Below are 19,182 nucleotides of genomic sequence, written 5' to 3'. Positions count from 1 at the left end.
TACGCTAATAAATCAAATGAGCCGCTAGCATGATTAGGCTAACGGCATCATCCATTACTTAAAGTCCTTACCAGTAATTTCTTTTAATTTACCATTGTCTTTAATTTTTTGTAGACCTTCATTCAATAGGTTTAATAATTCCGTATTACCTTTTTTCACCATAAAGCCGTAGTATTCTTTTTCAAATGCATCATCTTCAACTACTTTAAGTTTCGCTTTTGGGTTAGCTTTAATATATTCATAAATAACTGCATTATCACCAATTGTTGCATCAACGTTCCCATTTAACATTTCTTGAATAGCAACAGGTTGGCTTTCGAATGCCATAATGTTTGTGCTTGCATCACCTTGTAATTTTTTTGCAGCCATATGACCAGTGGCATTTATTTGCACTGAAATCTTTTTATCTTTTAAATCTGCTAATGACGTAATATCTGAATCCTCTTTAACTACGATTAATAATTGAGATTCATAGTATGGCTCTGTAAAATCGAATGACGCCTTACGTTCTTCATTAATTGTAATCCCCGATGCACCGATGTGTGTTTCACCATTTTTAATTGTTTGGAATACAGGCTCCCACCCGATGTTTTCCCATTCCACTTTAAAGCCCATTTCATCTGCAATCGCTTGCAAAATATCGACATCTAATCCTACAATATTCCCTTTATCGTCAATCGATTCAAATGGTGCAAAAGTAGCCTCTGTACCTACCTTATAAACTTTGTCCTTACCGCCACCATCAGAAACTGCGTCGCCAGAAGATGCATCTTCTTTTGCACCACAGCCTACTAGCACTAGCGTAAATGCTGCTACAACCATTAATAACGTCCAAAAACGTTTTTTCATAGTTTTTCCCCCTATACAATTAATATTTTCCGACTAATTCAATTTTATCAATTCGGAAATGTTAGACTATTAGGTCAATTATAGTGTCAATAGAGGGGATATACAATACGATTTCGTATAAAAGTGATTATTTTTTCATAATAATTAATTTTATAATACAAAACGTAGAGAAATTATGTAATAAAAACAATATCTATGTCTGAAAATGTATACTTATGCAATATTAAGATGATTTTTATGCTAAATTTAGATATTTTTGACCACAAAAAAAGAATCCCCTCAGATAGGATTCTTCTTTTGTGCTAGCAATGCTAGCTTCACGATCAGTATGTTCACTAAAAAACTTTTTGGAGTTATTGCTTTTGATGGTTTAGAAAGGAATCATAATGGGAATAATGCCTACGGGACAGATTTCCACCATATTCCTCTCTTTCTCCATTAAGCAGGCTGCTAAGCAACTTAATAGGAGAATCGAGCTATAAAAGTAAATCAATTCATCAGTAAATGGCGCCCTCGGAGGGAATCGAACCCCCAGTGCAAGAACCGGAATCTTACGTGTTATCCATTACACCACGAGGGCAATTGAACATAAAAAAAAAGTACTCACTCTTAGGCTTTACGGTAAAGCATCATGTAGATAACCCTCATTGTAGAAGCATACCTGCAAAATAGTGTACTGTACTTTAACTTACGACCTTTCCATTATACAAACCTATTGCCCACAATTCAACTATAATTTAAAATTTTTATAAGGGATTTTATTTCTTAATATCAGCGTTAATATTTGACCTTCCCTGACTATAATGTGTATGATAAGGTTACAACTGAAATATAATGGATGATTTCAGTAAAAGTATTCGAATTTAGCTTTTTAAGGAGGATTTAACATGAATTTAATTCCTACAGTTATTGAACAAACAAGTCGTGGTGAGCGTGCTTATGACATTTATTCACGACTACTAAAAGACCGTATTATCCTATTAGGAAGTGCAATTGATGACAACGTTGCAAACTCAATCGTTGCGCAGCTTCTATTTTTAGAAGCAGAAGATCCAGATAAAGACATTTCTCTTTACATTAACTCACCAGGTGGTTCTATTACAGCTGGTATGGCAATCTACGATACAATGCAATTCATCAAGCCAAAAGTACAAACAATTTGTATTGGTATGGCTGCATCAATGGGTGCGTTCCTACTTGCTGCTGGTGAACCTGGTAAACGCTATGCATTACCAAATGCAGAAGTAATGATTCACCAACCACTTGGCGGTGCACAGGGTCAAGCGACTGAAATTGAAATTGCTGCAAAACGCATTTTATTCCTTCGTGAAAAATTAAATGGTATTTTATCTGAACGTACTGGTCAGCCACTAGAAGTCATCTCACGAGATACTGATCGTGATAACTTCATGACAGCTGAACGTGCTAAAGAATACGGCTTAATCGACCACATTTTTGTACGTAACGAACGTTAATTAGAAAAACCCGCTAAGTCCAGATGACTTAGCGGGTTTTTTATGTGTGCCAGGCACTCGAACAATTCCGAATCTTTCGAATTGCACTAGTGACTGGCACTCAAAATACGGTGCCCGTGGAAATCCACAGCGATGATGCTTAAAACCCTCTAAGTCCAGGTGACTTAGAGGGTTTTTTATTTAGTCTTCTTTTTCAATAAGAGCAGCTAATGATGTAACCGCTTGCTCTGCATCGCTACCTTCACTGCTTAAAACAACTTTCGTACCTTTAGCAATCGCTAAGCTCATTACACCCATAATGGATTTGGCATTTACTTTTTTCTCATCTTTTTCAAGAAAAATATCAGCACTAAAACGATTTGCTTCCTGTACAAACAAAGCCGCTTGTCTAGCTTGAAGTCCTAATTTTAATTTTACCTGGACTGTTTTCTCAGTCATTCGCAATTCTCTCCTTCACTACCGTTCGTCTCTTAGTTTTATATTACCGCACTTTACAGCAGAAGAACAATAAGCGATTGCACTTGCTTTCTGTCTTTTGTATGAAAGCTTAACCGCCTATTTTTTCACCTCTTCTTAGTGCATCTGCTATTTCATCTATTTTACGCAATCGATGATTAACGCCTGATTTGCTAACCGTTCCACTTGATACCATTTCACCAAGTTCTTTTAACGTCACATCTTGATATTCCACACGTAAGCGTGCAATTTCACGAAGCTTTTCAGGCAACTGATCCAGCCCTACTGAATTTTCAATAAAGCGAATATTTTCTACCTGGCGCAGTGCAGCACCGATTGTTTTATTCAAGTTTGCTGTTTCACAGTTTACAATACGATTAACACTATTTCGCATATCGCGTAGTATGCGAACATCTTCAAATTTCATCATCGCTTGATGAGCTCCGACAATGTTTAAAAAATCGGAAATCTTTTCCGCTTCTTTTAAGTATGTCACAAAGCCCTTCTTTCGTTCAATTGTTTTTGCATTTAACTCAAATTCATTCATTAAATCCATTAATGCTTCACCGTGTTCTTTATACAAAGAATAAATTTCTAAGTGATAGGCAGACGTTTCTGGGTTATTTACCGAGCCACCTGCTAAAAATGCTCCACGTAAGTAAGCTCTTTTATGGCCACTCTTTTTTATAAGCTCTTTAGAAATTGTGTGATTGAATTGGAAATCATCCGATATTATCGCTAAATCAATAAGTAACTCCCGCGCCCCTTCTCGCACACGACATATATACACGTTATTTTTTTTCAAACGCATTTTCTTACGTACAAGTAGCTCTACGTTATATGGATACAACTTCTTCATAATAGTGTAAAGCCTTCTTGCAATCGCTGCATTTTCGGTTTGTACGTCTAAACTAAGTTGCTTGTTTGCAAAAGATAATGAACCATTCATACGAATTAATGCAGATACTTCTGCTTTCATACAATAATCGTCCGCTTCTACTTGCGTCAGCTCTTTTTTCGTTTCTGAAGCAAATGACATATTACGCCCTCCTTTCGACCTTTATTTCTATGTATATGTTCATCTTACCATATACAACAAGCATTCTTTAGGACTCTATTGTTGGCTTCCTTACTTTTTCGGTAAGATTTTTGCATAATCCACAAGCCATTGTGCCACATTTGCAGCATTATGGCGCACTGTCCCATCTGGTCGAATGGTTGCAATATCACGTTTAATAACCTCTAATCCCATACTTTCAAGCTTTCCAACATCGAATGTTACGGGTTCCGCACATTCCTCTTTATAAAGCTCTTTAACAGGATGTGGAAGTTGTTCATCATTTACTAAAATAGCATCAATAAAGGAATGTCCAACATGCTTGTGAATTGCCTCAACATGGTCACCTGCTGTATAAGAAATGGTCTCCCCTTTTTGGGTCATTAAATTACATACATAAATTTTTCGTCCCTTTGCTCTAACTACAGCTTCTCCAATTTCTTTTACTAGCAAATTAGGAATAATACTTGTATATAAGCTACCAGGTCCTATTAAAATATAGTCAGCACGATTAATTGCGCGTATTGCTTCTGGTAACGGCTGCACATTTTCAGGCACTAAAAAAACGCGGTCAATGCGCTTTCCAGCAGTAGGAATTTTCGACTCACCTTGAATTACTGCCCCATCTTCTAGTTCGGCATGTAAAGTAATTTTTTTATTAGCAGCTGGAATTACTCGACCATGTACTTTTAAAACTTTTCCCATTTCGCTAATAGCATGGCTAAAATCTCCAGTAATATCGGTTAAGGCCGTTAACATTAAATTGCCAAGAGAATGACCATTTAAATCTTCTGATACGGAAAAACGATATTGAAACATTTGCTCAACGAGTGGCTCCACATCCGATAATGCTGCAATGACATTACGAACATCCCCAGGCGGGGGGATATCATAATCATCACGTAAACGTCCTGAGGAACCACCATCATCCGCAACTGTTACGATTGCAGTGATATCAAACGGGTGATGCTTTAAACCACGTAGTAACGTAGAAAGGCCAGTACCACCACCTATTACAACTAGCCTTGTATGCTTTTTCCCCATTCACTCAATCCTTTCTTCGATTGATGTCACGGTGCGATATCACAGCATTTTCTTTTTTGGCCAAGCAAGCGCCAAAATATTCTGCTAAAGTCACCGAACGATGCTGTCCTCCTGTACAACCAAAAGCAATGACAAGTTGCGATTTCCCCTCTTGTTTATAAAGCGGTATCATAAATTCAAACAAATCCGTTAGTTTTTGAATTAGGATTTGTGTATCCTCTAACGCTAATACATAAGAAGAGACTTCTGTTTGCAAACCAGTTTTAGGGCGCAATTCCTCTACATAATAAGGATTTTTTAAAAAGCGCACATCAAATACTAAGTCTGCATCAATTGGCATACCGTGTTTATATCCAAAGGACATAATATTAACTGAAAAAGTGTGATCTGCATCACTTGCAAATGCTTTCACGATTTTCTCACGTAACTCTTTTGGTTTCATATTTGACGTATTATAAACGAAATTAGCGCGGCCTTTTACTTCTGATAGCAGTACGCGTTCTTGTTTAATGCCATCAAGAGGTAAACCAGTTACAGCTAATGGATGTGCACGTCTCGTTTCCTTATAACGTCTCACAAGCGTTGCATCATCTGCATCTAAAAATAAAATGCGGACAACGATATCGCCTTCTTTTAATATATGGTCGAGCGCTCCAATTAGCGAATCAAAAAAGTTGCCGCCACGCATATCCATGACAGCTGCAATACGTGTTATATTTTTACCTGAATCCCTAAGTAAAGTTAAAAAAGTCGTGAGTAACGCTGGTGGTAAATTATCAATACAGTAATACCCTAAATCCTCAAAGCTTTGAATAGCTACTGTCTTCCCAGCTCCAGACATTCCTGTAATAATGACCAATTCATGTGTACATTGTTGACTTTCAACCACCACTGTCATGCAGCTCCTTTATTGTTCTATTGATATTTGTATTTTCTCATGAAGCAATTCAAAATCTTTCGTGTATTCAAATGTGCCGTATTGAATGCCTGATTGGGAAATCGCAAATAGTAAATTCGTTCGATCACCTTCAGCCATCGGCAAATGTTTTAAATCCCCAACTGGGTGCCATGCAAGCTTACCTTCTCTTGTTTCTTCGAATGGAACGCCTTCAATATCTTTCGCCATAAAAGTATATAGCATCCATTCATCCACCTTAACGTTATCTTCCTTAATAATCATCGTATATACACCTTTTAGATGCGCGTTCAATGGGATGACATTTGTTTCTTCCTGAAACTCACGTAAAGCAGCCTCATAAATCGACTCACCGCTTTCCATTTTTCCGCCAGGTGCTACATACCAGCCTCGTCTCGGCTTTTGAAGTAATAATACTTGGCCGTCTTTTACGGCAATTAAGTTTGCAATTCTTTGCATAGACACACCTCTAATCTCTTTTGCATTATATTTTCATTATAGCAAGACCTATCAGAGTTTGTCCTCATTTCACAACTATGGTATCTTGCGCAAAAAACTGTTTATATTGAATCAACATGAATGGCTTTTATTTCTCTTGCATAAAGGATCGTTGTACTCCCAATGACAGTTATTTTACACGAATAATCATACTTATAGTATACAGTTTTCTATAGTGAGACATGACACATTCAGAAATAATAAGCTTAAGCAGTAGTTATCCAATTGCGGAAAAACCCAGTATGTTGTCCACACAGCCCAACGTAAGCTACAACCGTCGCTATTGTGCAGCTTGTTGCGCCTTACTTTTTGTGCTGTTGTAGCATGAATGGACAAATAACAATAGCGTCAATAACACTTAAAATTCAGAATTGTTTGAGTGACACTCAAATATCAAAAATAGGTTGCCCCCACCTAATTAGGCGGAAACAACCTACTAAAAAAATAAAAGGGGGATTGCTAATTACACTCTACATATTACACCTTTTATATGTCATTCAAGTTACAGCAATATTAAAACCGTATTAAAAAATTGTATTTTTTTCCGGTAATAACGGCCAATAGCAACGAGCTTCTACGTTTAGCGTTTTACGCTAGCTATTTCGAGACGAACTATTTCAGGCCTATTATGCGTTAATTTTTTCTAATAATTCTTCCACATAATGTTGTGCTGCTTGTGCTGCAATACTACCATCGCCAGTCGCAGTTACGATTTGGCGAAGCGTTTTTTCACGTACATCTCCTGCAGCAAAAATACCTGGTACTTTCGTTTCCATATTTTCGTTTGTCACAATATAACCAGCTTCATTTAAAATACCTAATGCTTCAAAAGGTTTTGTTAATGGAAGCATACCAATATAGATAAATACGCCATCAGCATTAAATTCTGATTCTGTGCCATCCACAGTTGATTGTAATGTAACGCCGCCTACTTTACCGTTCGCTTCGTTAATTTCTTTTACTGTTGCATTCCAAATGAAATCGATTTTATCGTTGGCAAATGCACGATCTTGTAGAATTTTTTGAGCACGTAATTTATCACGACGGTGAACAATTGTTACTTTATCAGCAAAACGTGTTAAATAAACACCTTCTTCAACAGCTGAATCCCCACCACCTACGACAACGAGATTTTTTTGTTTAAAGAATGCACCATCACATACTGCACAATAGCTGACACCGCGTCCACCAAGCTCTTTTTCACCTGGTACACCCATTTTTTTATATTCTGCACCTGTAGAAAGGATAATTGATCGTGTTTTATATTCTTTTGCACCAGATTTAATGATTTTATATTCTTCTCCATCGATGATTTCTGAAACATCACCGTATGCATACTCAGCACCAAATTTTTTCGCATGCTCGAACATTTTAGTAGACAGTTCAGGCCCTAAAATTGTATCAAACCCTGGATAGTTTTCTACTTCTTCTGTATTCGCCATTTGTCCGCCTGGAATACCGCGTTCAATCATTAGCGTTGAAAGGTTGGCACGTGATGTATAAACAGCCGCAGTCATGCCGGCAGGTCCTGCTCCGATAATTACAACATCATAAATTTTTTCTTCTGACATACATACTTCCTCCTAAACTTGTAAAACTTTTTTATAATAACGTTAGTATGTTCATCGTATGTGAAAGCATGAAGTTATTCAACTATGTTGCTCACAACCTAAATTTAACTGGTTGGTAAAAACATTAACATTTCTTCAATATATTTAGATAATGTAGACACAGATATACCATACTGCTCTGCAATTTCCTTCTTCGTCACCTTCAACATGCGAGATGAGCGGAATAAGAAATCATTTGCACCTGCAATGGCAGCTGGATTTGTAAAGCGATAATTTTCACTAAGCGCTTGTTCACATAGCACAAACCACATTTGAAACATTGGCGCAACCAATGTTGTCATTTTCCCATATTGCTCTAATAAAATCTCTGATACACGGACAGCTCTTAAAAAGCTTGCCTCTACTTTATTTTTTTCATCAAACTGATGGCCAAGTGCGTAAGCTAAAAAAAGCTTTTCAAAAGCATCAAATTGCTCAACATCTATCCATTTAGGATGAGCAATGATTTCCTGTTTATGCGCTGTCCCTTTTAATAAAAACAAACCAAATAGGCGATCACTTATATACTCACTTTCAAGTTTAGATACAATGAAGTCACGATCATGTTCTAATGCGTCAAGTTCATATGTATTTTCATGCTGACGCCAAGGTTCAAAGCCCTCTTTCTCTGGATCAAGCTCAAGTAACTGCTCCCAAGCGCTTTTTGAAATATCATCGTAGCCCGAGAAATACGCCGCATGTGATAACCAAAAGTAAAATCCTGGATCACCTAAATAGCCACGTTTTTGCATGCTTCGTAGCCATTTAAAGGCTATTTCATATTGACCAATAAGCGCAAGCGTTGCACCTAGTTTATAGCGATGATCCCATGCATAAGGCTGGATTTTCACTAAAACTTCTAAAAGAGCATTTAATTCCTCATCATTTTTCTCATAATACGCAATAACCGTTAAATTGCATAACGCATGTAAATTCCCTTTATTTTCACGAAGTACTGTGTTTAGGATTGCTTTTGCTTGCTCTGCTTCACCGACATAGAAATAAGCTAAAGCTAAATTATTGTATGCAGACCAAAATTCTGGTCTATCTTCTACGAGTTGTTCTAAAATGTTTATCGCCTCTGGAAAATCACCCTTTTCCATACAACGACGCGCTTGTTCCTGACGATATAAATCCTCGCCGCTACCTTCAAGCTCTTCATAATCATCTTGTTCAAAAGCTACAAAGTCCAAAATTTCAGCCGCTTCATCTGCATAAGCACCCTCAGGTTCCATCTCTAAGTATTGCTCTGCAAAGCGTTTGGCATCTTGTATAATGCCGACGCATCCAGACACCTCTGCCATATAAAAAATAATTTCTGGCTCATTTGGGTCTAATTGATAGGCACGACGAAGTAAATCATAGGCTTCTTCAAAGCCTTGACCTTCTAATTCTACAATCGCTAATTGCAATAAAATCATCGGGTCATCTGGGCTTAAATCAACAGCACGCTGTAAATATTTATAGGCTTTATCCATCTGTCCGCTATTCATCGCTTGAATTGATTTTTTATAATAATAGTCGCCTGTTGGAATGAACGATACGACATTCGTTTGCTTCTCTTTTTGACGTTTCTTTTCCAAAATATTTCCTCCGAAACAAGAAATAAGGAACGCATCATACGTTCCTTTTTACAGTAACTTATATTATACCATACAATAAGCGATATGCTGTTATTTCTCCTCGTGACGTTTTTCCAACACATGCAATACATCAAAAACATTTACTTTTTGTTCTTGTAGTAAAACTAATAGATGGTAAATTAAATCTGCCGCTTCCCATTTTACCTCTTCTGCATCACGATTTTTTGCACCGATGACAACCTCTGTTGCTTCTTCCCCAACTTTTTTACAAATTTTATCGATGCCTTTATCGAATAAATATGTAGTGTATGCACCCTCTGGCATTTCTTGCTCACGCTTTTCAATTACTTTAACTAGTTCAGGGATAATGCCTACTGAACCAACTTTCGCTTTTTCCAGGAGTACATTCGTAAAGCAAGAAGTCGTGCCGTTGTGGCATGCGGGACCAGCAGGAAGTACTTCTACAACTAATGCATCGCCATCACAATCCGCTTTAATGGATACTACCTTTTGTACGTTGCCACTAGTAGCGCCTTTATGCCATAGCTCTTCGCGAGAACGTGAGTAAAACCATGTTTCGCCTGATTCCAATGTTTTTTCTAATGACTCTTTATTCATATAAGCTACCGTTAATACTTCTTTTGTATTGGCATCTTGCACAACTGCTGTCACAAGACCTTTATCGTCAAATTTAATGTTATCCATCATCGAACTGCCACTCCTTTTTCACGTAAGTATTGTTTTACTTGCGCTACGCTCGTTTCTTTGTAATGAAAAATGGATGCTGCAAGTGCTGCATCTGCATCGACATCATCTGCTAATACTTCGTAAAAATGCTCGGCATTCCCTGCACCACCACTTGCTATTACTGGGACTGTCACGGAATCTCTTACCGCCTTTGTCAAAGCTAAATCAAAGCCAGATTTTTCTCCGTCCTGATTCATACTTGTTAATAAAATCTCACCAGCACCTAAGCGAACAGCTTCTTTTGCCCATTCGATTACTTTCCAAGATGTTTTGTTGCGGCCACCGTGTGTATACACCATCCATGTGCCATCTTCTTCACTGTAGCGCGCATCGATTGCCACAACGATACATTGCGCACCGAAGAAGTCAGAACCTTCCTTAATTAGCGCTGGACGTTCTAAAGCAGATGTATTAACAGACACTTTATCTGCACCAGCGCGTAAAATACGCTTCATATCCTCTAACGAACGAATACCACCACCAACGGTAAATGGAATAGCTAATGTCGCCGCTGTTTGGCGCACCACATCGACCATCGTTTCACGACCTTCATGCGATGCAGATATGTCCAGGAAGACAAGCTCATCTGCCCCTTGCTCATCATAAAATGTTGCAAGCTCTACAGGATCTCCTGCATCGCGCAATGAAACGAACTGTACACCTTTGACAACACGCCCATCCTTGACATCAAGACATGGAATAATACGTTTTGTTAGCACGCCGCCACCCCTTTTAACCATTGTTCTAATAAGTACACGCCTAACTCCCCTGACTTTTCAGGATGGAATTGCATACCTGTAATCGAGCCGTTTGCAACGATGCCTGGCACTTCAATGCCATAATAGTCTGCATAAGCGACAAGCTCTGTTGCATCAATATTTGTCGCATAAAATGAATGGACAAAATATACATGCTCGGCAGTTGCTTCGTCTTTAAGCCATACAGGGCGATTTGTTACAATCAATTCATTCCACCCCATATGAGGTACTCGATAGGATTGATTCCCTTGAACACCGCTAAAGCGCTGAATGCTCCCTTTGAAAAAGCCTAGCCCCTTCGTTAATGTGACTTCTGTACTTTCCTCAAATAATAACTGCATCCCTAAACAAATACCGAGTAAAGGTCGATTTTCTGCCTTTACTTTTTGTAGGTAGTTATCTAATTTTGTTTCCGCTAAGCGCTTCATAGCGTCAGGGAAAGCACCTACACCTGGCAATAGAAGAGCATCCGTTGCATCGAGCTCATGTTCATCTGCCGTTACAATGACCTCACAGCCAAGGCGTTTTAATGCTTGCTCGACACTAAATAAATTGCCCATCCCATAGTCAATTACACCGATTTTCACGTTAACAGCCCCTTCGTTGAAGGTACACCTTTAACACGAGGATCAATCTCCACTGCCGCATCAATCGCACGGGCTAACGCCTTAAAAATAGCTTCAATTATATGGTGCGTGTTATGACCATATGGCACAATAACATGCACATTCATTCTTGCTTCAAGTGCGAACTTCCATAAAAACTCATGCACTAATTCAGTATCAAAAGTGCCTACCTTTTCTTTTAGCTCAGGCACACGATATTCTAAATGCGGACGGTTTGAGCAATCGACTACGACTTGAGCAAGGGCGTCATCCATTGGGACAAAGGCATTACCGTAACGTTTAATGCCTTTCTTATCACCGAGTGCTTCACGAATAGCTTGTCCTAACACAATGCCAAGGTCTTCCGTCGTATGGTGATCGTCAATGTGCGTATCACCGTTCGCTTGTATTGAGCCATTAAAAAGACCGTGTTTAATAAATAAATCCAACATATGGTCCATAAATCCAACACCTGTTTGGATATCTGCTTTGCCCTCACCATCTAAATCAATGGCTACTGATATTTGCGTTTCATTTGTTGTTCGTTCTACCTTTGCATAGCGTCTTTGTTCTGTCATCGTTCTACTCCTTTTCCCATCCACGAGATTCGACTGCTCGCGCATGCCCCTCTAGGCCTTCCATGCGAGCTAAGCGTGCGATTTTTGAGGCATTATCGGCCCACGTTTTTTCAGTGTAATAAACGATACTCGATTTTTTCACGAAGTCATCTACATTTAAACCACTTGCAAAACGAGCTGTGCTGTTTGTCGGTAATACATGATTTGTACCTGCAAAATAATCACCTACAGGCTCTGAGCTATATCGCCCAATGAAAATACCGCCAGCGTGACGTACTTGCTCTGCCACAGCTTCCGCATTTTTTGTCACGATTTCTAAATGTTCTGGTGCTAATGAATTAATGGCCTCAACTGCTTCTGACATCGTCTCGGCAATGTAAATCGCACCATAATTTTCGATAGATGCACGTGCTACCTCTTCACGAGGTAAAGTAGCTAATTGTTTTTCTACTTCAAGCGCTACGTTATAAGCAAGTTGCTCCGATGTTGTTACTAAAATGGCACAAGCCATCTTGTCATGCTCTGCCTGTGATAAAAGATCTGCTGCCACTTCGTCTGCAAAAGCTGTTTCATCTGCAATTACAGCAATTTCACTTGGTCCTGCAATCATATCAATTGCCACTTCACCAAATACTTCACGTTTTGCTAGAGCAACAAAAATATTACCAGGTCCCGTAATTTTATCGACCGCTTGAATCGTTTCCGTTCCGTAGGCAAGTGCCGCAATTGCCTGCGCACCACCAATTTTATACACTTCTTCTACACCTAAAATATGCGCAGCAGCAAGCACGCCAGCAGGTAATTTACCATCACGACCAGCAGGTGATGTAATAACAATTCGCTTCACACCAGCTACTTGTGCAGGGATAACGTTCATCAATACGGATGATGGATAGGCAGCTGTCCCTCCTGGAACGTAAAGGCCTACTGCATCGAGCGCAGTGATACGTTGTCCAAGCCAGGAGCCATCTGCCAATTCCATCCGATAGCCAGTACGCTTTTGTTGCTCATGATAGAGACGAATATTTTGTGCAGCTTCTGTTAAATCTGCATATAGCTGTGTATCAATCGTGTTGACGCCCTCTGCCATTTCTTCTTTTGTGACACGTAAATTGTCAGGAGCATAGCCATCCCATTTTTCTGTATATGTACGTACTGCGATGTCACCTTGTGCTCGGACATCCGCTAATACTTGTCGTACAACCTTTAATTGTTCTTCATTGCCACCTTCGAGTGGTCGTTTCAAGGAAATACCTTTTGCTAATTTTGTGATTTTCATGAAAAAGTCCCCTTTATTTCTAGGTGTTTTGGCAACACCTTTCGCAAAACTTTTATTAGTCGACACAATTTTTCAAACGTTTTACAAGGTCAATGATGCGATCACCTTTCATTCGATAGCTTACTGGATTGGCGATTAGGCGCGATGACACATCCGTAATAAACTCATACTCGACTAAGCCATTTTCTTTGAGCGTACGTCCAGTTGATACAATATCGACAATGCGATCTGCTAAGCCTATCATCGGTGCAAGCTCAATCGACCCATTTAATTCAATAATTTCTACTTGCTCGCCAATACCTTTATAGTATTTCATCGCAATGTTTGGATATTTTGTCGCAATGCGTGGCGCAATTTCGTTCATTGTCGTATTAGGTAAACCCGCTGATGCGATATAGCATGTACTTATTCTTAAATCAAGGAGCTCATGGACAACTCGCTGTTGTTCCAGTAAAACATCTTTTCCTGCAATGCCTATATCTGCAACACCGTGCTCGACATATACAGGAACATCCATAGGTTTTGCTAATATAAAACGAATTTTTTCTTCAGGAATTTCGATCATTAATTTACGTGTCATCTCGACCTCTTCTGGTAAATTAAAGCCTGCATCAATAAGCATTTGGTATGCCTCTTCAAAAATACGCCCTTTTGGCATAGCAATTGTTAATTCATTCACCGCGAACTTCCTCCTGTCCAACAACAACTACCTCAGTAAAATGCGTTAAAAAGGCTGCTTCATCAACTAAACTACTTCTTACCTGCAATGTCGCCTGTTTTCCCGCTGCTCTTAAAGCTTTTATCTTTTCAAGAGCCTCCTCAAAGTCTTCTTCCTCAAATAGCACAACAATAGCTTCTTCCTTTTGCAAAGCTTGTGCTGTTATCGTTTCTAATAGTCTATCTACACGAATACTAAAACCTGTAGCCCCCACTTTTGAGCCAAAGACTTCAAGCAGTCCATCATAGCGTCCTCCATTGCCTAAAGGGAAACCACTGCCTGAGGCAAACACTTCAAATAACATGCCTGTGTAATAGCTCATATGACTTGATAGTGTAAAATCAAACGCAACATATTGAGCTAAGTCCGCAACTTCTAACAATTTTGCAAGCTGTTGCATATAGTCTAATGCGTCATTTTTACGCACATATTTTTCAATATCTCGAATTTCCTTTAAGGTCATTGCCTCTTCAATAAATTGTAGCAATGCATCTGATTTTGTCTTTGGTAAATCAAATGATGCCACTGCCTCTTCAAAGCCTACGTAGTTACGCTGTACAAGCAAAGTGCGTAGTGCATCTTGTTGTTCGGTACTTTCTGTATAGTCCTGTAAGATACAATTTAAGACACCTGCATGTCCAATGGTTACTTTGAAGTTTTCAATGCCAAACTGCTTTAACAGTTCCATTGCTGTAGCGATTACCTCAGCATCCGCAAATACCGAATGATCACCGATTAGCTCAACACCCATTTGCTCAAATTCTGCTGGCCGTCCACCTTCTGTTTCCTGTGCACGAAATACACTAGCAAAGTAAGCTAAGCGTAACGGTATCATTTCTTTTAATAATTTTGAAGTAGCTACTCGAGCAATCGGCGTTGTCATGTCAGGTCGTAGGACGAGCGTATTGCCCTGACTATCTACAAGCTTGAATAAATGCGCATCGGAAATTGCCGATGCTTTACCTACTGTATCGAAATACTCTACTGTAGGCGTTTTTATAAATTCATAGCCCCTTGAGCGTAGAAAATTACGACCTGTATGTCTTACAGCTTCTACTTTTTCATAGATTTGCGGAAATTTATCGCGCATACCAAGTGGCTTTTCAAACATTTTAATCGCTGACATGTTGACACTTCCTCACGTTTCACTTTAATTCACTAGAGTGCTAGAGAATTAGAATATGAAAGTATTTTAACGCATTCCTTTTATCCAGTCAATATATTACGCACTGAATTCTCTAAAGATTTAATTACTTATTATTCAGTTAATTATACACCTATTTATATAAAGTGGAACTTTTATCAATCTCTATCACACAGCTTGAATAACGTAAAAATAGCTAGTACAAAAGAAAAAGTGTTAGATTGACTGCAATCAATCTAACACTTTTTCCAACGCCGTTGATGTCCGCTTCGGCGGATGCTTTCCGCGGGCACAGTAAGCCGCTACCATCAACTAGTATATATGTTTTAGCGCCTTGCACTTAGCATAGAACCTGGCAGAATATCGGTCCTAAATCGTAAAAATCCACTTCGCTTTCCGCGGGCACAGTGTAAGCCGCAACCCTCGCTGTCGCGCGGTCTGTTGCGTCTTACAACATGTGCTGTTCCCGCAGGAGTCTACGTGGATTTTTACTTAGTAATTAAATATTACATGGTAGCGTGGAAATTGCATTAGTGCCGAGAACCCGTCCACCGTTAGATTTTATCTATTGCCAAAGAATGAATAGCTAAGTTCTCCTTCAGAAAAATAGTAAAATTTACGAACACCTTTGTCCCTGTTTATCAATTACACCTCGGCGCAATTGTGTCGCAGCCTCATTATTTCACTTTTTCGGTGTACACCATTGCACATCTTCCTTCTGTTTGCGCTCCGCCATCTGTTCTGCTGTATAAATAATTTGCATCGGGTTACCACCTGCTAGACAGCCTGCAGGTACATCCTTATGTACTAGTGTCGCGGCTGACACAATGGCTCCGTCTCCTATTGTCACGCCAGGTAAAATAGTCGAATTAGCACCTACCATCACTTCATTGCCAATATGGACATCCCCTAGACGATATTCTTCAATTAAGTATTCATGTGCTAATATTGTCGTATTAAAGCCAATGACAGTATTATTGCCGACATGGATACGCTCAGGAAACATCGTATCTGGCATGACCATTAAGGCTATAGATGTTTGGTCACCAATTTTCATTTTTAAAAATGTGCGATACAGCCAGTTCTTCACGCGTAAAAATGGTGTGAAGCGTCCAATTTGAATGACAATGAAGCACTTCATCACCTTCCAAAAGGACACCGTATCATAGACATTCCATAGCGAGTTTGCTCCTTCGACACGATATCTTTCTGTTTTACGCGCCATGCATTTACCCCTCTTTCACAATATCAAGTAAATCGTTCATATGCTGCAACATATACTCTGGGTTAAACTGCTGTAAATATTGTTCACCTTTAATTGACCATGCGACACCTGCAGCTCTTACTCCCGCATTATGACCAGCTTCAATATCATGAGAATTATCACCAATCATAATGGCTTCTTCCTTTACTGCACCTAGACGTGATAGGGCAAGTAAGACAGGCTCTGGATCTGGCTTCACGTTTTGCACATCATCTGTCCCCACAATCACGTCGAATAGATGTCTAGCACCTAAAATGTTCAAGCCGCGATCAATCATACCATTACGCTTAGTTGAGACAATGGCTAATTTAATACCCATTGACTTTAATTGCTCTAACGTTGACACAACATCTGGGAACTCTGTTACAAGCTCATCATGGTGTGGTTCATTCCAAGCGCGATATTTTGCCATCATTTCCTCTTCTTCGCCTGGCGTTAAATCACTAAATGTTTGTTTTAATGACGGACCCATGAATTTTAGGCAATCTTTTGGCGAATATTGCCCGGGAAATCTCTCTTCTAAAACATGCATAAATGATTGAATAATTAAGTCATTTGTATTTAATAGTGTTCCATCAAAATCAAAAAGTAATGCTTTTACAGCCATACATTACACTCCTTACTTATTGTCCAAATATTTCACTGCTGGCTTAACTTTCAATCGTCGGTAAATAATTGCTCCAAGACCAATGACAATACCAATAATTGAAACGACCTGCGCTGATCTTATATCTCCAACTAAATATAGACTATCTGTACGTAAACCTTCTATATAGAAACGACCAATTGAATACCAAATTAAATAACCAAAGAAAATTTCCCCACGATTTAAATTCACTTTCCGTAATGCCAGTAAAATTAATAAACCGACAAAATTCCATGCAGATTCATATAAAAACGTAGGATGTACATATGTTCCAAGTTCTTCAATGTACATTTGATTAATAATCCAATCTGGAAGCATTAGGTTTTCTAAAAACGAACGTGACACTGGTCCACCAAATGCTTCTTGATTCATAAAATTGCCCCAGCGACCAATAATTTGTCCAATTAATAGACTTGGCGCTAGAATATCTGCCACGCGTAAAAAGCTTACCCCTTTTTTCCGAGTAAATATGTAAGCTGTCACAAATGCACCTATTAGCGCACCGTGAATAGCAATACCGCCATTCCAAATTTGAATAATGCTGCCTGGATTTTCACTATAATAATCCCAACGCATTGAAACATAATAGATGCGTGCACAGACGATTGAGATCGGTACTGCCCATAATAACAAGTCAGCTAAAAAATCCTCGGGTAAACCGCGTTTTACAGCCTCTCGTTGTCCAACAAAATATGCTAAAATAATCCCCGATACAATTAACAGTCCGTACCAACGTACAGGAATTGGCCCTAAATGAAAGGCAATCGGGTTAATGTCTAAAAGTAATAAATCCATCTTTAACTCCTTTCAATATTTAACAATTTATTAATCGTCTAATTCATCTGTTGAAGAAATGACTTCATCTAAACGTCGTGAAAACTCTTCAGCTGCATTGACACCCATTTTTTTCAAACGGTAATTCATTGCTGCCACTTCGATAATTACGGATACATTTCGTCCAGGTCGAACTGGGATTGTTAGTTTTGTCAGCTCTGTATCAATTATCTTCATTTTCTCTTCTTCTAAACCTAAACGATCATATACTTTGGCAGGATCCCAAATCTCTAACTCAATAATTAAAGTAATACGTTTATATGGTCGTACGGCACTTGCTCCAAAGAGTGTCATAATATCGATAATACCGATCCCTCGTATTTCCAATAAATGCTCTAATAAAGGTGGTGGACTACCTATTAAAAAGTTCTCTGATTCCTGACGGATTTCAACACAATCATCTGCAACTAATCGATGTCCTTTTTTCACTAGTTCTAGCGCTGTTTCACTTTTCCCAACACCACTTTTTCCGATAATAAGCACACCAATGCCATAGACATCGACTAACACACCGTGTGCCGCTGTCATAGGTGCTAAACGCCCCTCTAAATAATTGGTTAGCCTACTCGAAAATTTCGTTGTCGTCATATGTGTTTTAAATACAGGTACATGCTTTTCGTTTGAGGCTTGAATTAGTTCCTCAGGTACTTCTAGGTCACGGGAGATAATTATCGCAGGTGTATCCTGTGAACATAGTAAACGCATGCGCTCTAGTTTAACATTTGCTGGTAACATTTCGAAAAAGGAAAGTTCTGTTTTCCCTAGCAATTGAACTCGATTTGCAGGATAATGCGTAAAATACCCAGCCATCTCTAACCCTGGTCTAGAAATATCACTTGTAGTAATCGTTCTTCCTATACCTTCCTCGCCGCCTAATAGTTCTAATTTAAATTTTTCCATTACATCCCTTGTCAATACTACGACCAATGTGTGCAGCCTCCATTCAAACGAATTGAATATTGTTTTATTTTAGCATGCCTATGTATAAAAGAAATGAATTTACACTTGTTTGCATGTTTATTTAATAACACCATTATACTTTCTAAACGGTGGTGTAACAAACAAGTGCAAAATAATGAGAGTTATACTATTTACATGTATTAAATAGAAAAACTAGCGGT

At 38.8% G+C, this 19,182-nt stretch carries 20 protein-coding genes and 1 tRNA gene; 1 reads left to right on the top strand and 20 read right to left on the bottom strand.

The genetic code is table 11. The annotated features are described in order from the left end of the window. Nucleotides 1–54: 54 nt before the first annotated feature. Nucleotides 55–849: a basic amino acid ABC transporter substrate-binding protein gene (locus JNUCC52_RS17715; RefSeq protein WP_173479450.1), complete on the bottom strand. Its 795-nt coding sequence runs from the start codon at nt 847–849 to the stop codon at nt 55–57. A gap of 505 nt (nt 850–1,354) precedes the next feature. Then, nucleotides 1,355–1,429, bottom strand: a tRNA-Arg gene (locus JNUCC52_RS17710). Nucleotides 1,430–1,736: 307 nt separating this feature from the next. Between JNUCC52_RS17710 and clpP the strand changes: the two genes are divergently transcribed. Further along, the gene (gene clpP, locus JNUCC52_RS17705) at nt 1,737–2,324 is read left to right on the top strand and encodes an ATP-dependent Clp endopeptidase proteolytic subunit ClpP (RefSeq protein WP_024363901.1); all 588 of its coding nucleotides are present in this window, start codon (nt 1,737–1,739) and stop codon (nt 2,322–2,324) included. A 180-nt stretch (nt 2,325–2,504) separates the two neighbouring features. Here clpP and JNUCC52_RS17700 read toward each other — a convergent pair whose 3' ends face one another. The 18 genes from JNUCC52_RS17700 to hprK form a co-directional block, all read right to left on the bottom strand. Next, complete coding sequence (locus JNUCC52_RS17700; RefSeq protein WP_173479449.1) at nt 2,505–2,762, bottom strand: HPr family phosphocarrier protein; 258 nt, start codon at nt 2,760–2,762, stop codon at nt 2,505–2,507. Between the two features lie 109 nt (nt 2,763–2,871). Then, nucleotides 2,872–3,819, bottom strand: coding sequence for a DNA-binding protein WhiA (gene whiA / locus JNUCC52_RS17695; protein ID WP_173479448.1), 948 nt, complete (start codon nt 3,817–3,819; stop codon nt 2,872–2,874). A gap of 90 nt (nt 3,820–3,909) precedes the next feature. Further along, nucleotides 3,910–4,881, bottom strand: coding sequence for a gluconeogenesis factor YvcK family protein (locus tag JNUCC52_RS17690; protein ID WP_173479447.1), 972 nt, complete (start codon nt 4,879–4,881; stop codon nt 3,910–3,912). Between the two features lie 4 nt (nt 4,882–4,885). Beyond that, entirely contained in the window at nt 4,886–5,779 is an 894-nt protein-coding gene (gene rapZ / locus JNUCC52_RS17685) for an RNase adapter RapZ (RefSeq protein ID WP_173479446.1), read from the bottom strand. Between the two features lie 9 nt (nt 5,780–5,788). Then, the gene (locus JNUCC52_RS17680; protein ID WP_173479445.1) at nt 5,789–6,256 is read right to left on the bottom strand and encodes an NUDIX domain-containing protein; all 468 of its coding nucleotides are present in this window, start codon (nt 6,254–6,256) and stop codon (nt 5,789–5,791) included. A 665-nt stretch (nt 6,257–6,921) separates the two neighbouring features. Then, nucleotides 6,922–7,866, bottom strand: a complete 945-nt coding sequence (gene trxB / locus JNUCC52_RS17675; RefSeq protein ID WP_337980448.1) for a thioredoxin-disulfide reductase — start codon at nt 7,864–7,866, stop codon at nt 6,922–6,924. A gap of 104 nt (nt 7,867–7,970) precedes the next feature. Further along, nucleotides 7,971–9,488, bottom strand: a complete 1,518-nt coding sequence (locus JNUCC52_RS17670; protein WP_173479443.1) for a tetratricopeptide repeat protein — start codon at nt 9,486–9,488, stop codon at nt 7,971–7,973. A 90-nt stretch (nt 9,489–9,578) separates the two neighbouring features. Then, nucleotides 9,579–10,196: a bifunctional phosphoribosyl-AMP cyclohydrolase/phosphoribosyl-ATP diphosphatase HisIE gene (hisIE, locus tag JNUCC52_RS17665; RefSeq protein ID WP_337980447.1), complete on the bottom strand. Its 618-nt coding sequence runs from the start codon at nt 10,194–10,196 to the stop codon at nt 9,579–9,581. Then, nucleotides 10,193–10,954: an imidazole glycerol phosphate synthase subunit HisF gene (hisF, locus tag JNUCC52_RS17660; RefSeq protein ID WP_337980446.1), complete on the bottom strand. Its 762-nt coding sequence runs from the start codon at nt 10,952–10,954 to the stop codon at nt 10,193–10,195. The genes hisIE and hisF overlap by 4 nt, the downstream gene beginning before the upstream one ends. Beyond that, complete coding sequence (gene hisH / locus JNUCC52_RS17655) at nt 10,948–11,580, bottom strand: imidazole glycerol phosphate synthase subunit HisH (RefSeq protein ID WP_337980445.1); 633 nt, start codon at nt 11,578–11,580, stop codon at nt 10,948–10,950. The genes hisF and hisH overlap by 7 nt, the downstream gene beginning before the upstream one ends. Then, nucleotides 11,577–12,176: an imidazoleglycerol-phosphate dehydratase HisB gene (gene hisB / locus JNUCC52_RS17650; RefSeq protein WP_337980444.1), complete on the bottom strand. Its 600-nt coding sequence runs from the start codon at nt 12,174–12,176 to the stop codon at nt 11,577–11,579. Before hisB ends, hisH begins: the two co-directional genes overlap by 4 nt. Nucleotides 12,177–12,180: 4 nt before the next feature. After that, nucleotides 12,181–13,455: a histidinol dehydrogenase gene (hisD, locus tag JNUCC52_RS17645; protein WP_337980443.1), complete on the bottom strand. Its 1,275-nt coding sequence runs from the start codon at nt 13,453–13,455 to the stop codon at nt 12,181–12,183. A gap of 55 nt (nt 13,456–13,510) precedes the next feature. Next, a complete protein-coding gene (gene hisG / locus JNUCC52_RS17640; protein ID WP_173479438.1) occupies nt 13,511–14,134 on the bottom strand; it encodes an ATP phosphoribosyltransferase in 624 nt (207 codons plus the stop codon). Next, nucleotides 14,127–15,299 carry an ATP phosphoribosyltransferase regulatory subunit gene (locus JNUCC52_RS17635; RefSeq protein WP_173479437.1) on the bottom strand — a complete coding sequence of 391 codons (1,173 nt, stop codon included), beginning with the start codon at nt 15,297–15,299 and terminating at the stop codon, nt 14,127–14,129. Before JNUCC52_RS17635 ends, hisG begins: the two co-directional genes overlap by 8 nt. Nucleotides 15,300–15,999: 700 nt before the next feature. Next, nucleotides 16,000–16,542: an acyltransferase gene (locus JNUCC52_RS17630; RefSeq protein ID WP_173479436.1), complete on the bottom strand. Its 543-nt coding sequence runs from the start codon at nt 16,540–16,542 to the stop codon at nt 16,000–16,002. Nucleotides 16,543–16,546: 4 nt separating this feature from the next. Then, entirely contained in the window at nt 16,547–17,188 is a 642-nt protein-coding gene (ppaX, locus tag JNUCC52_RS17625; protein ID WP_337980442.1) for a pyrophosphatase PpaX, read from the bottom strand. Nucleotides 17,189–17,200: 12 nt separating this feature from the next. Continuing rightward, nucleotides 17,201–18,022 (bottom strand): prolipoprotein diacylglyceryl transferase, encoded by an 822-nt coding sequence (lgt, locus tag JNUCC52_RS17620; protein WP_139859786.1) that lies wholly within the window; start codon nt 18,020–18,022, stop codon nt 17,201–17,203. Between the two features lie 30 nt (nt 18,023–18,052). Then, nucleotides 18,053–18,988 (bottom strand): HPr(Ser) kinase/phosphatase, encoded by a 936-nt coding sequence (hprK, locus tag JNUCC52_RS17615; protein WP_139859785.1) that lies wholly within the window; start codon nt 18,986–18,988, stop codon nt 18,053–18,055. Between the last annotated feature and the right edge of the window lie 194 nt (nt 18,989–19,182).

Origin of the sequence: Lysinibacillus sp. JNUCC-52, from assembly GCF_015999545.1 — a bacterium.
Lineage (GTDB): Bacteria > Bacillota > Bacilli > Bacillales_A > Planococcaceae > Lysinibacillus.
Note: the sequence above shows the minus strand (reverse complement) of the source record. Positions and strands in the feature narration are given on the sequence as shown.